The organism is Azospirillaceae bacterium (genome assembly GCA_028283825.1).
GTDB lineage: Bacteria > Pseudomonadota > Alphaproteobacteria > Azospirillales > Azospirillaceae > Nitrospirillum.
On record JAPWJW010000004.1, the window covers coordinates 524329 to 537740 of the forward strand.

Annotated in this window: 11 protein-coding genes; 1 reads left to right on the forward strand and 10 read right to left on the reverse strand. The window is 64.7% G+C overall.

The features are described from left to right. Positions 1–48: 48 nt before the first annotated feature. Genes PW843_26515 through PW843_26525 form a run of 3 tightly spaced genes read right to left on the reverse strand, consistent with a single transcriptional unit; the run spans position 49 to position 2508 of the window. A complete protein-coding gene (locus PW843_26515; protein ID MDE1150123.1) occupies positions 49–381 on the reverse strand; it encodes a hypothetical protein in 333 nt (110 codons plus the stop codon). Between the two features lie 38 nt (positions 382–419). Continuing rightward, entirely contained in the window at positions 420–1229 is an 810-nt protein-coding gene (locus PW843_26520) for a glycoside hydrolase family 31 protein (GenBank protein ID MDE1150124.1), read from the reverse strand. After that, positions 1153–2508, reverse strand: a complete 1356-nt coding sequence (locus PW843_26525) for a glycoside hydrolase family 31 protein (GenBank protein MDE1150125.1) — start codon at positions 2506–2508, stop codon at positions 1153–1155. Before PW843_26525 ends, PW843_26520 begins: the two co-directional genes overlap by 77 nt. A gap of 144 nt (positions 2509–2652) precedes the next feature. Here PW843_26525 and PW843_26530 point away from each other — a divergent pair, with 144 nt between their 5' ends. Then, positions 2653–3603 carry an SDR family oxidoreductase gene (locus tag PW843_26530; protein MDE1150126.1) on the forward strand — a complete coding sequence of 317 codons (951 nt, stop codon included), beginning with the start codon at positions 2653–2655 and terminating at the stop codon, positions 3601–3603. Between the two features lie 154 nt (positions 3604–3757). On the opposite strand, the gene PW843_26535 is transcribed toward PW843_26530, so the two are convergent. From PW843_26535 to PW843_26565, 7 genes are all read right to left on the reverse strand, one after another. Continuing rightward, positions 3758–4987, reverse strand: coding sequence for an AGE family epimerase/isomerase (locus PW843_26535; GenBank protein MDE1150127.1), 1230 nt, complete (start codon positions 4985–4987; stop codon positions 3758–3760). Between the two features lie 104 nt (positions 4988–5091). Then, positions 5092–5637 carry an RloB domain-containing protein gene (locus tag PW843_26540; protein MDE1150128.1) on the reverse strand — a complete coding sequence of 182 codons (546 nt, stop codon included), beginning with the start codon at positions 5635–5637 and terminating at the stop codon, positions 5092–5094. A gap of 20 nt (positions 5638–5657) precedes the next feature. Then, positions 5658–6869 (reverse strand): AAA family ATPase, encoded by a 1212-nt coding sequence (locus PW843_26545; protein MDE1150129.1) that lies wholly within the window; start codon positions 6867–6869, stop codon positions 5658–5660. 175 nt (positions 6870–7044) lie between these two features. Further along, positions 7045–10239, reverse strand: coding sequence for an efflux RND transporter permease subunit (locus PW843_26550; GenBank protein ID MDE1150130.1), 3195 nt, complete (start codon positions 10237–10239; stop codon positions 7045–7047). A gap of 39 nt (positions 10240–10278) precedes the next feature. Next, complete coding sequence (locus tag PW843_26555) at positions 10279–11469, reverse strand: efflux RND transporter periplasmic adaptor subunit (protein ID MDE1150131.1); 1191 nt, start codon at positions 11467–11469, stop codon at positions 10279–10281. Between the two features lie 24 nt (positions 11470–11493). Continuing rightward, positions 11494–12360 carry an alpha/beta hydrolase gene (locus tag PW843_26560; protein MDE1150132.1) on the reverse strand — a complete coding sequence of 289 codons (867 nt, stop codon included), beginning with the start codon at positions 12358–12360 and terminating at the stop codon, positions 11494–11496. A gap of 197 nt (positions 12361–12557) precedes the next feature. Continuing rightward, a complete protein-coding gene (locus tag PW843_26565; GenBank protein MDE1150133.1) occupies positions 12558–12779 on the reverse strand; it encodes a hypothetical protein in 222 nt (73 codons plus the stop codon). Between the last annotated feature and the right edge of the window lie 633 nt (positions 12780–13412).

Below are 13412 nucleotides of genomic sequence, written 5' to 3' on the forward strand. Positions count from 1 at the left end.
GGCGGCCTGGCGATGCAGGTCGCGCCGGCGCGGGTCAGGCGGGAACGATCAGGCGACCGGAGGGCGGTTTGGCGGGCTGATGGCGCGGCCGGCGGGGTCCAGCGATGCCGGAACACGGGCCCGGACCAGGGTGTAGGCCAGGGGAGCGGTCACGACGGCCAGCGCCACCTGGTCGGCGGCGTGCACATGGCCGCAATGGCCCTGGCCGGCGTGCAGATGGATGGCGGCATGGTGGCCGTCATCGACGCTGTCGGCCTGGCCCTCGACCACCACATGCTCGGTCGGGGCACCGCAGGCGGCGGCATAGCCGGCAACCTCGACGACCGAGGGGCCGTCGATGAGGGCGGAGAACAGCAACAAAAGGGCAAGCAGCCAGCGCATGGCGCCCAATCTGGGGATCGGTACCGGCCGGCGCAAGGTTATTTCGCCGTCCAGTGCTCCACGACCACCGGCTGGCCGCCCAGGGTGCCGGTGTGCTGCACCTCCGGCCCCAGGGGGATGCGGGTGCCGGTGCGCACGAACACCGCCATCTCCTCCAGGCCCAGGGTCAGGGTGTGGACGCGCCCGCCCGCGAACGGTGCGTTGTCGGGGAAGCGGCGCCAGTCGCCCGCCGGCAGGTAGACCCGCACCCGCCCTTCCGCGTTCAGGCAGGGCGCCACCAGCATGTCGGGGCCGAAGAAGAACTGGTCCTCGAACGCCCAGGCGGCCGGATCCTCGGGGCAGGCCAGCGCCATGGCGCGCTGCACCGGCAGGCCGGTGGCCGACGCCGTCTCCATGGCGGCATGCAGATAGGGGATCAGGCGATAGCGCAGCTTCAGCGCCGCCAAGGTGGCGGCCTCCGCCTCCGCGCCATAGGACCAGGGCTCGCGCGGGCCAATGCCGTGCAGGCGCATGTGGGCGGAGAAGACGCCGGCTTGGGCCCAGCGCACATACAGGATGGGGTCGCGCTGGTCGCGGTAGAAGCCGCCGACATCGGTGGCGTAATAGGGGGCGCCGCTCAGGCCCCAGGACAGGCCGCCGCGCAGATTGCCGGCCATACCTTCCCAATCCGCCTGCGGGTCGCCGCCCCACTGGGCCGGATAACGCTGCGCCCCGATCCAACTGGACCGTGAGAACAGGAAGGCGCCGGACGGGCAGTAGGCGTCCGCCGCCTCATAGACGCAGCGGTTGTACAGATGGGTGTAGACATTGTGCAGGGCGTGCCCGGTCTCGCCATTGCTGGCCAGCAATGTCGGGTTCCACCTGTTCGCCGAAGTCAGCCTTGATCATGTCCACGCCGATGGCGAACAGGCCTTTATGCTGGTCGCGCCAGTAGGCGTAGGCTTCAGGGTGGGTGAAGTCGATCAGGCCGCTGTCGGGCAGGGGTGTCAGCACGGGGCCGAACGCCTCCATATCCCACTTGTAGCGATAGGCCTCACCCGTGCGCCGGTCTTTGAGCAGCCAGCCCTTGGCCGCCAGCTCGTCGAACAGCGGGTTGTTGACCGACACCAGCGGGTATTCCCAGGCGCAGATCTTGAAGTCCATGGCCTTCAGGCTGGCCAGGGTCGCGGCCGGATCGTGGAAGCGCTTCGGATCCCATTCGAAGGCGAAGCGGGTGTCGGTGTCCTGCCAGGCGCGACCGTCGAAGGTGATGGTGTCGCAGGGCATGCCCTTGGCCCGCACCTCCGTCGCCACGGCGATGACCTCCTCCGGCGTGCGGTAATAGGCCTTGGACAGGATGACACCCAGGCTCCACAGCGGTGGCACCGGCGCCCGGCCGGTCAGGCCGGTGTACTGTTCCAGGATGGCGGCGCCATCGGATCCCGCGAACAGGAACAGGTCCAGGTGGTCGTCCTCCACCACCAGGCCGTAGGCGCGCTGCGACCAGGGGGCGTAGCCCACCCCGTGGGTGACGGGGCTGGGCGTGTGCACCAGCAGTCCCCAGCCCTCGGGGCTCCACGCGAAGGGGGTGTTCTTGTAGGACCACTGGCCGTTGACGCCCAGCGCGTCCTCATTGCGCGACCGCACCAGCTGGCCGCGATGGTCCAGCCGGCCCCACTTCTCCCCCAGGCCGTAGACCGGCTCACCTGATGCCAAATCCAGGCTGACGAACCAGCCGCCGTCCAGCCGGGCGACGGGCGGCAGGCGGAAACGGCGGACGAAATGCCCGTCGGTGGGGGATGACTGCACCGGCCGGCCGTCGGCATGGGCCAGGGTGAAGGACAGGGGCGCATGCTCCAGCGTCAGCACCAGGCCGCCGCCGGTGATGACGGTGCGCCCTTCTTCATCCGTCAGGGCCGGGGTCAGCGCCGCCGGTTCCTGGTCCAGCAGGCCATAGCCGCCAATGGTGCGTTCACCGCTGCGCAGGCGGATGCCGAAATCGTGCAGGGTCAGCCACAGGGGGCCGGCATTGGTCTCCAGCACCACGGTGCCGTTTTCCAGCCGGGCGGCGGCCGTGACGGCCACGGCGGGGATGCGGCCCCAGTTGGGGGTATCCGACGCCCCGACCATATCCTGCAACACGCCCATGACCCGAAATCCTTGAATGCCGCGAACCGTTCAGCGGCAATGCCCATAACCCAATCCGCCCCAGGCCGCCAGGGAAACCCCCCTCGGTCCGTTTAAAGAGACTCAGGCCGCCATTGGTGGTGGTCCTTTGGGGTATGGGGCGGCATGAAACGGTTGTATCGGCGGGTTCTGGTCACGGGCGGGGCGGGTTTCCTGGGTTCCCACCTCTGCCGCCGCCTGGTCGATGACGGCTGCGACGTGCTGTGCGTCGACAACTTCCACACCGGCAACAAGGAAAACTTGGGCACCCTGATGGGGCATTCACGGTTTGAGCTGATGCGCCATGACGTGACCTTCCCCCTGCATGTCGAGGTGGATGAGATCTACAACCTGGCCTGTCCGGCCTCCCCCATCCATTACCAGCAGGACCCGGTGCAGACGACCAAGACGTCGGTGCTGGGCGCCATCAACATGCTGGGCCTGGCCAAGCGCCTGCACGCCCGCATCTTCCAGGCCTCCACCTCCGAGGTTTACGGCGACCCGGCGGTGCACCCGCAGGCGGAGGATTACAACGGTAACGTCAACCCCATCGGCCCCCGCGCCTGTTATGACGAGGGCAAGCGCTGTGCCGAGACGCTGTTCTTCGACTATCACCGCCAGCACGGGCTGAACATCCGCGTCGCCCGCATCTTCAACACCTATGGCCCGCACATGTATCCGGACGATGGGCGCGTGGTGTCAAACTTCATTGTCCAGGCGTTGCGCGGCATGCCAATCACCCTTTACGGCGATGGCCGACAGACGCGCAGCTTCTGCTACGTCGATGATCTGATCGAGGGCATCGTGCGCCTGATGGCGGCCGACAACGATTTGACCGGCCCCATCAATCTGGGCAATCCGGCCGAATGCACCATGGTGGAATTGGCGCAGGCGGTCATCAGGAAGACCGGCTCCTCCTCCCGCCTGGTGCACCACCCGTTGCCGGCCGACGACCCGCTGCGCCGCCGGCCCGACATTCGCCAGGCCGGCGCCTTGCTGGGGTGGGAGCCGACGGTCAGCCTAGACCAGGGCCTGGACCGCACCATCGCCTATTTCCGCCAGGCGCTGGCCGCCTGACGTTCTGACGTCAGAACATTTTTCATTCCCTCAATCGCCGGCGCGGCCTCCGGCCGCTGGGCTTCCTCCCTTTCCAGTCCACTTCGTTTCCCAGAAAGGTCCGGGGCCGGCGGTCGCCGGCCTGGAAAAGGGTGGAGAGCGTGCTGCGGATCAATCACCCCGGATGCCCGATGGTGGTCAGGGCCTGGTCCAGTTCCTGGATGGCGCAGACGATGTGGTAGAAGCTGCTGGCGGGTGCCGCTTCCTCCACGAACGTCCCGTCGGGGTTCAGGCGGTCACGCCACAGGCCCTTCACCGGCGTGTCGAAATATTTCATCAGGCCACGCCCGCCGGCTGCCGCCATGGCCCAGTAGCCGTCACCGCGGTCGGCATCCTCACGGGTGGCCAAGGCGGCCAGCACGGCGCATTTGATGCGTTCCGTCTGCGGCCACAGGCGGGCCACCGGGTCGTGCGGCGTCAGGTCGTCCAGCAGGGCGTTCATGGCGACGCCACGCTTGGCATCGACACCGGGGCCCTCACCAATGGCGATCATGCGCCAGGCGGCATCCGATGCCGCCTGGTTGCCGGTCAGTGCCGCCCAGCGCAGCATCAGCCACGACCATTCGAACTGGTGTCCCGGCTCCACGATGCGGCCGGATATGCCGGCCTGGGGCCGCCAGTCGCCGTCGAAGAACTCTTTCAGTCCACCCATGTCGTCGTCGATGAAGCGGGTCAGGGCCAGGTGCACGATCTCCTCCGCCAAGTCGCGCCAATTGCCATCGCCGCCCTGCTCCATCCAGGCCAAGGATGCCTCCAGCATGTGCATGTGCGGGTTGGACAGCAGCGGCAGGGTGCGGGGGTGGCTTTCCTCAAACCCGCCTTGGGCGTGGTGCAGCGTGTCCAGCAACCGCTGGCGCAAGGCCACGGCCATTTCCTCCGGCACCCTGTTCTCCGGCGTGGCACTTTGCGCGGCGGCCAGCGCGAACAGGGCGAAGGCCTGGTCGTACAGCACCACGGTATCATCCAGGCAGGTACCGTCCGGCGCCACCTTGGTGCGGAACAGCCCGTCCGGCCGGCGATAGTGGTTCAGGAAAAAGGTCAGGCCGTGCTCCGCCGCCTCACGCACCGGGCCGTTCCAGCCGGACTTGGCGGCGACGGAATATGAGTAGACCTGGCGGGCCTGCACCCGCGCCCGGCGGGCATCGTTGGTGGGCTTGCCGTTCAGGTCCAGCTTCTCATGAAAGCCGCCGTTCACCCGGTCGGCCCCCGCCCGCCACCACAGCGGATAGGCATGCTCCACCAGCCAGGCCTTCAACTGGCCGCGCACGGCCGCGGCATCCGCCACGGCACCCGTGGGGCTGGAGTTCGGGGTGGGGGATGAAAGGACAGCCGCGTGCATCATCATTCGCCTTCCGGTACAGCGTTCGGGGAACATGCCGAAGACGATAGAAGTCGGCGCCCGGGGCGGCCAGGGGCAAGGCGGTAATAAATCGGTGACCGGCGGGGGGATCAGGGGGCATCACCGAATTCGATAATCGCGAGCAGCTGGCGCAGATCTTCTTCTACGATGGCGGCGCGGAGCACTGCTGCGCGATCCAAACGCTCCGCCAGCCGAGCAGCTGCCATTCCCTTTTCATATCGCGGCCATCGTTTGCTCAGTTCTGCTTCGGCTAGCGCGGAAGTGGTCGGATGCAGATGGCCACAATTTACAAGGTGACGTAGCAAGAACGCTTCATGGCAGGGTAATTGCCAGATCAAATGCAGGCCGAGACGACTAGCCAGAGCCCGGGCATCTTCGCGTCGTTGCAAATGCACATCTCTACGGTCTGCATCTAGCATGATAACAGAAGCCGCGAATGGTGTAGCTCGGGTCGCTCGCTGTCGAATTTGCCGTTCCGCTGTCTGGATAATGGCGAGTGGATCACCCCCGCCGAGCAAAACGATTTCAAGATGTATCCGTCGATGCCGTTCCTCCAACAAACGGCTGAGCAGCGCAGCATACCCTTGTTCGCTTTCGCCTTCACATCCTAAGAAGATGCGGCGACGTTGAGGCATGAAAGGGCAGCGTGGGCGTATCATCCGATTTGCGGAATCGCGCCGTAAATACCAGCCATGTACTTCTTATAATAATTATCTGCCCGACGAACTCCCTGAATGTCACGCAGGCCATAGATTCGCGTACGTCCGCCACTATCTTTATCACAAAAGAAAACTTCCTCTTTAGAAAGTGATTCTAGAAGGGAAACACTGTGACAGCTTATCCATAATTGAGCGTTATGGGGATTGCGCTTCCGATCTCGGAACCATTGCAGTATCTCAGACAACATTTGCGGATGAATGGCGCCGTCCAACTCGTCTAGAACGGCAACCCCCCCCGTTTCAAGGGCTTGAAGTATGTATGGAAAAATCTTTAAGAATTGACGCGTTCCGTGACTTTCTAAAGTAAGATGTACGGGGCTTGATAGGCCTTCATGTTCAAAAATGGCATGAAGGCCCTGTGCATCAGGCAGGAATTTCATTGCCCGAATTCCAAGATCGACACGCTGAACTTCGCGATTGAAAGCTTCAAGCCAAGAAGGGTTATTCACATACAGTTGAATAACCTGTTCATCGCGAACATCTTCTTTTTGAACAAGAATATTGCTGCACAGCTTCGCTGCTGCATCGCGAAATATGGTGGCACCAGGGTGTTTAAGCTGCGCAAGCGTGGAAATTACACTAGCGTTCGGCCTCAAGATCGCTTCGAGCGTAACTCGGAAGCGCGAGAGATCAAACATTCTAGCCGCTTCAACTTTTCCTTCAGCATCACGTTCAAAAACTCGAACTTTACGCGCTGCTGTTGAGGGCCAATAATGCAGGCTTTCGTGCAGGACGGTGTGATTGCCTTGTCCGCCGATCACAACTTCATAAACATAGCGACACTGTGGTGCTGTTGCATCTTCCGCTCTTGTGAGATCCTCAAGTCCAGCCATGTAAGCGGTGAGGCGCGTAGGCCTCGCTAATCCCTGAGTGTTATTAAATCGCTGGAACGGTAAAGGATTTCCGGCCGGAACAGAGAAACTATGCTGCACAAAAAAAGAGATGAACGTCAACGCTCTGAGGACGTTGGATTTTCCAGATGCATTCGGGCCAAAGAACGCAACGATTTTAGGAGCCTTCTCCGTTGAGTTCCGCCATATGGGCACGAATCGTTCCGGGGCATCCGGAGCATGATTAGCTACTCTCAGGTCAATAACCTGTGATTCCAGGATCGAATAGAAGTTTTCAATCTCAAGACGGTGGAGCATCGCTGAATCCCAAGCTACCACGAGATATTTAAAGCATGAATGTGGGATATCAACGTTTTTTTGTCAAAAGTTTGCGCCCACAAAAAAGGCCCAGGTCCGGTGAGGGACCTGGGCCTCTGTGCCACTGCCGCCCCCGTAGGGGGAGAGGAAGGGCGGCGGTGGCGATGGTTGAGGATCAGGCGGCGTGCTGCGCCTGTTCGGCTTCGTGACCCGGTTCGGCCAAGTCCTTCTCGTGGGTGATCAGCTTGCCGCCGGCGACGGTGCGCAGGATCACGTAGAACACCGGTGTCAGGCCCAGGCCGAAGAAGGTCACGCCCAGCATGCCGAAGAACACGGCGATACCCATGGCATGGCGCATTTCGGCACCGGGGCCGCTCGACGTCACCAGGGGCACCACACCCATGATGAAGGCGATGGACGTCATCAGGATGGGACGCAACCGCATGCGGCTGGCCTCGATCGCCGCCTGGACGGGGGTTTTCCCATGGATTTCCAGTTCACGGGCGAACTCCACGATCAGGATGGCGTTCTTGGCCGACAGGCCCACCAGCACCATGAAGCCGATCTGGGTGAAGATGTTGTTGTCACCGCCCGTCAGCCATACGCCGGCCAGGGCCGACATCAGGCTCATGGGCACGATCAGCAGGATGGCCAGCGGCAAGGTCAGGCTCTCGTACTGGGCGGCCAGCACCAGGAAGACCAGCAGCACGCTGATGGGGAACACCCACAGGGCGGCGTCGCCGGCCAGGATCTGCTGGTAAGTCAGGTCCGTCCACTCGAACTTGATGCCGCGGGGCAGCACTTCATGGGCGATGCGCTCCGCCGCTGCCTGGGCCTGGCCCGAGCTGAAGCCGGGGGCCGGGCCGCCGTTGATGTCGGCGGCGGTGTACCCGTTATAGCGCACCACCATTTCCGGACCGTAGCTGGGGGTCACGGTGACCAGCGACGACAGCGGCACCATGGTGCCCTGGTTGTTGCGGGTCTTCAGCAGGCCGATGTCGTCGGCATGGGAACGGAAGGGCGCGTCAGCCTGCACCCGCACCTGGTAGACGCGGCCGAAGCTGTTGAAGTCGTTGACGTACAGCGAACCCATGTAGATCTGCATGGTGTCGAACACGTCGGTGACGGACACGCCCAGCTGCTTGGCCTTCACGCGGTCCAGGTTCACGTCCAGTTGCGGCACGTTGATCTGGTAGCTGGAGAATGTCGGCCCCAGCTCCGGCGTCTTCATGGCCTTGCCCACGAAGTCGTTGGTTGCCTTGGCCATGGCCTCGTAACCCAGGGCGCCGGTGTCCTCCAGCTGCAGCTTGAAGCCACCCAGCGTGCCCAGGCCCATCACCGGCGGGGGCGGGAAGACGGCGATGTAGCCTTCCTTGATGGCGGCGTACTTCTGGCGCAGGTGGGCCGCGATGGTGCCCGCGTCCACATGGCCCGGCCGGTCCTCATAATGCTGCAGGGCCACGAAGACGATGCCGGCGCTGGAGCTGTTGGTGAAGCCGTTGACCGACAGGCCGGGGAAGGCCACGGCGTTGGCCACACCGGGTTCCTTCAGGGCGATCTCCGACATCTTGCGGATCACGTCCTCCGTCCGGTCCAGCGAGGCGCCGTTGGGCAGCTGGGCGAAGGTGACCAGGTAGTCCTTGTCCTGCGCCGGCACGAAGCCGCCGGGGACCAGGTTGCCCAGGTAGAAGGTGACGCCCAGCAGGACGACATAGAGGCCGGCCATCAGGCCCTTGTGCCGGATGACGCCGGTGACGCCGCCGCCATAGGCCTGCGAGCCGCGGTGGAACACCTTGTTGAAGGCCCGGAAGAAGGGGCCGAACACCATGTTCATGCCCCGCGTCAGCCAATCCTGGCCGTCATGGTGCCCCTTCAGCAGCAGGGCCGCCAGGGCGGGGGACAGGGTCAGCGAGTTGAAGGCGGAAATGACGGTGGAAATCGCGATGGTCATCGCGAACTGCTTGTAGAACTGGCCGGTCAGGCCGCTCATGGCCGCCAGCGGCACGAACACGGCCACCAGGGTCAGGGCGATGGCGATGATGGGGCCGCTGACCTCCCGCATCGCCTGGTAGGTCGCTTCCTTGGGCGACAGCCCGGCCTCGATGTTGCGCTCCACGTTTTCCACCACGACGATGGCGTCGTCGACCACGATGCCGATGGCCAGCACCATGCCGAACAGCGACAGCGCGTTGATGGAATAACCGAAGCCCAGCAGCAGGGCGAAGGTGCCGACGATGGAAACCGGCACGGCCAGCAGCGGGATGATGGACGCCCGCCAGGTCTGCAGGAAGATGATGACCACGACCACCACCAGGGCGATGGCCTCGGCCAGGGTGTGGATCACGGCGTGGATGCTGGACCGGACGAACTGCGTCGGGTCATAGACGATGCGGTATTCCACGCCCGGCGGCATGTCGGCCGCCAGTTCCTTCATGGTGTCGCGCACCTGGTCGGAAATGGCCAGCGAGTTGGCGCCCGGCGCCTGGTTGATGGCCATGGCCACGGCCGGCTTGTTGTCCAGCAATGCCCGCAGGCCGTATTCCGACGCCGCCAGCTCCACCCGCGCCACGTCGCGCAGGTAGGTGACGCCGCCATCGCTGGTGGTCTGCAGGATGATGCCGCCGAACTCGGCCTCGGTCCGCAGGCGGCCCTGGGCGTTGACGGACAGCTGCAGGGGCACGCCCTTGACGGTGGGGGAGGAACCGATGACGCCGGCCGCGACCTGCACGTTCTGTTCCTGGATGGCCTTGACCACGTCATCGGCCGTCAGGTTGTGCTGGGCCACCCGCTGCGGGTCCAGCCAGACACGCATGGAATAGTCGCCCGAGCCCCAGACCTGGACCTCGCCCACGCCCTGGATGCGCGCCAGCCGGTCCTTCACGTTCAGGACGGCGTAGTTGCGCAGATAGGTCATGTCGTAGCGGTCGTTGGGGCTGATCAGGTGGACCACCATGGTCAGCGTCGGCGACGACTTGATGGTGGTCACGCCCAGGCGCTGCACGTCCTCCGGCAGGCGGGACAGGGCCTGGGACACCCGGTTCTGCACCATCTGCTGGGCCAGGTCGGGGTTGGTGCCCAGCTTGAAGGTGACGGTGATCGCCACGTTGCCGTCGCTGTTGGCCTGCGACTGCATGTAGATCATGTTCTCGACGCCGTTGATCTGCTCCTCAAGCGGGGCGGCAACGGTTTCGGCGATGACCTTGGGGTTGGCGCCCGGATACTGGGCGTGGACGACCACGGTGGCGGGCACCACCTCGGGATATTCCGAGATGGGCAGTTGGAAGACGGAAATCAGGCCGGCCACGAAGATGGCCACCGACAGCACGCCGGCGAAGATCGGCCGGTCGATGAAGAAACGCGAGATATTCATGATGGATCTCGATGGGAACGGAGCCCGTGCCGGTTCGTCTTACAACGAACCCGCGGCGGCCTGCCGGGTGTCGGGGGCGGCGGTTTCACCCGCCATGGCAACGTTCTTGGGCTTCACGGCATCGCCCGGGCGGGCGAACTGCACGCCGTTGACGACGATGCGCTCACCGGCCTTCAGGCCTTTGGTGATGACGCGCAGGCCGTCCTGCATGGTGCCGATGGTGACCTCGCGATAGGCTACGTGGTTGTCCTCGCCCACCACCAGGACGTACTTCTTGTCCTGGTCGGTGCCGATGGCGCGGTCGTCCACCAGCAGGGCGTCGTGCGGCGTGCTGCCGCCCACCTTGATGCGGGCGTACAGGCCGGGAACCAGCAGGCCGTCGGCGTTATCGAACTTGGCGCGCACGCGGATGGTGCCGGACGTGGTGTCCAGGTGGTTGTCCACGTGCTGCACCGCGCCGGTGCGGGAATAACCGTCCTCGGTGGCCAGGCCCAGCTGTACCGGGGCGGCGTTGTCCCGGACGCTGGCGATGTAGCGCAGGTAGGTCTGCTCATCCACGTCGAACGAGGCGTAGATGGGCGAGACGGACACCAGGGTGGTCAGCGGCACCGACGCGGCACCGGCGGCCACCATGTTGCCCACCGTGATCTCCGCCCGGGAGACACGGCCCGAGACCGGCGCCACCACCACCGTGTAGCTGAGGTTCAGCTTGGCCACCTGCAATGCTGCTTCCGCCGCCTTCACGTCGGCGCCGGCCTGCTGGAAGGTGTTCAGCCGGTCGTCCAGGTCACGCTGCGGGATGGCGTTGCTGGTGATCAGCCGCCGGGCGCGCTCCAGGTCGGTGGTGGCGTATTGCTGGCGCGACTTGGCCGAGATCAGGGTGGCTTCCGCCCGGTCGACTTCCGCCTGGAAGGGGCGCGGGTCGATGGTGAACAGCGGGTCGCCCTTCTTCACCAGGGCGCCGTCCTTGAAGTTGACGGCGACGATGGGGCCGGAGATCTGCGGACGGATGTCCACATGCTCCACCGCCTCCAGCCGGCCGGAATAGCTCTGCCAGTCGACGACGGTGCGGTTGATGACCGGGGCGACGTCCACCTCCACCGCCGGGGGGGCGGCGGCGGGCGACGAGGCCTGGGCGGTGCTGGGGCCGTGCACGAAAAAGCCGCCGATGGCGACCACGGCGACGCCGGTGGCCAGCGCCAGCACCAGCTTGGTACGGGAATTGGACATGGGGGAACTCCTTGGAAATGCTGGTCAGGGGGCGCGCAGGCGCCGCCCCAGGAAGTTGGCGGTGGCCGCCAGGACCGATGGGTGGTCGGCCAGGTCGGCATGGGAAACGCGGGGGAAGCGGGTCACCTCGGTCGGGATTCCGGCCCCGATCAGTTGGCCCGCGTACTTCTCCGCCTCGACGTGCAGCACGTCGTTCTGGGCGGTGATGATCAGCGCCGGCGGCAGGCCGCCCAGACGCATGGATTCCAGAGGGGCGGCATAGGGGTGCAGGCGTTGCAAGGCCTCAGGCAGATAGGCGCGGTAACATTTGGCGCAGTCGGCCACGGTGATGTCGGACCCCAGGGCCTGTTCGTCGCCCACCCGGGTCAGGCTGGGGTCCAGCATGGGGCCGACCAGCACCTGGGCCTTCAAGGGCAGGTCGCCCTGGTCGCGGGCGATGAAGGTCAGGCTGGCCACGATGTGCCCGCCGGCGTCATAGCCCGCGACACCCAGCCGGCTGCCGTCGCCGCCGAAATCCTTGGCGTGTTCGGTCGCCCACAGGGCGGCGCGGAAGGCGTCGCCCGGGGCGGCCGGGAAGGGATGGTCCGGGGCCAGGGAATAACCCACGGAAATGACGAAGGCGGGGGTATGGGTGGCGACGAAACGGGCGGCCCCGTCGGCGTCGTCCAGCCCGCCCTTGGTGAAACCGCCGCCGTGGAAGACCAGCACGACAGGCAGGGCCGGCCGCGACCCGCTGCGGGCCACCTCCGGCGTGTATAGGCGCAGGGTCACATCCTGGGCGTAGCCCGGGATGCGGGTTTCGCACACGGTGATCCCGGCCGCAGCACCGTCGGTCCCCACGGCGGAGGTGCCGGTAATTTCACGAGATTTCGGGCGCGAGAGGCGAGGCATTTCACATGGGCGCCGGGGCGCCCCTCCTGGTTTGGAACAGGGTGGACTGTATGGGTTTCTGTTTGGCGAATAAATCTGTTGATCGCTGCTACACAATTCGGATTAACAGAACAATCAAGCGGCGACAGGACGGAAAAAGCCCCTGCCACGCGGCGGCGCAGCATTGGGTGTCGGATTGCCGGACAGATGTGTGAACGTCAGAAGCCGCGCAGGATGACCCCGATGAAGGGGATCAGGTCGCACAGGGCGGCCGCCGCGAACAGGCTCAGGCCCGCCACGGGAACGGCCAGCACCGCCAGCATCGCCCAGGTGGACAAGGACGGCAGGGTCGGGAACGACCGGCGGGAGGAAACCCGGCGGCCGGTGTCCATGTGAAGATCGGGGGCGCCGTCAGGGACGCCGAAAGTCGGTGCGGCCATGTCTTTGTCCTCGCGTGTTGGGGTGATGCCCACACCCTTGCCGCATTCCGGTGGCGGTCGCGTCCCGTTTTCCGGCGTCGAAACGGCGGAAGGCGGGCGGCGGTATCGGCCGCAGGAACCAGGCGCAGGCTGCCAGGCATCGATTTTCGGGTGGCTGGGCCGGGACGGACGTCCCGGCTCGCACCGGCTGAAACACGCCCAGGCCCTTCACCTCTTCGGGGAAAGGTCGGCCAGGCGCGGGTAAACTGGTTGGGGCCCCGATGACGGGGCGGAATTGAAGAAGCGGGCCTTCGGAGGGCCCTTGTCGCTGACGCTCAACGGCGGTGCAGCAACAATCCCATCATAGCGAACGGTGCGCTAAGCGGAATATGCGATAATCCGAATAATCTATTTAGAAAAAACCGCATAATCGGGATGTTGGGGCGTGGTGCTCTGGCTCCAGTTAGGGGCAGGGCAGGGAGATGGAGTTTCCAAGAGTCTCTGGCCAAATTATAGTGTGGGGCGCTTCTTTGGCAAGCTAGGGGCTATGCCAGGAGAAATAGGGGAATTGCACGTAGCGGCCATCTGTAGCGAATATGAGACCGTGTGCGTGAGAATTGTCACTATCAGCAATTAAAAGTTGTCAAATTTTGA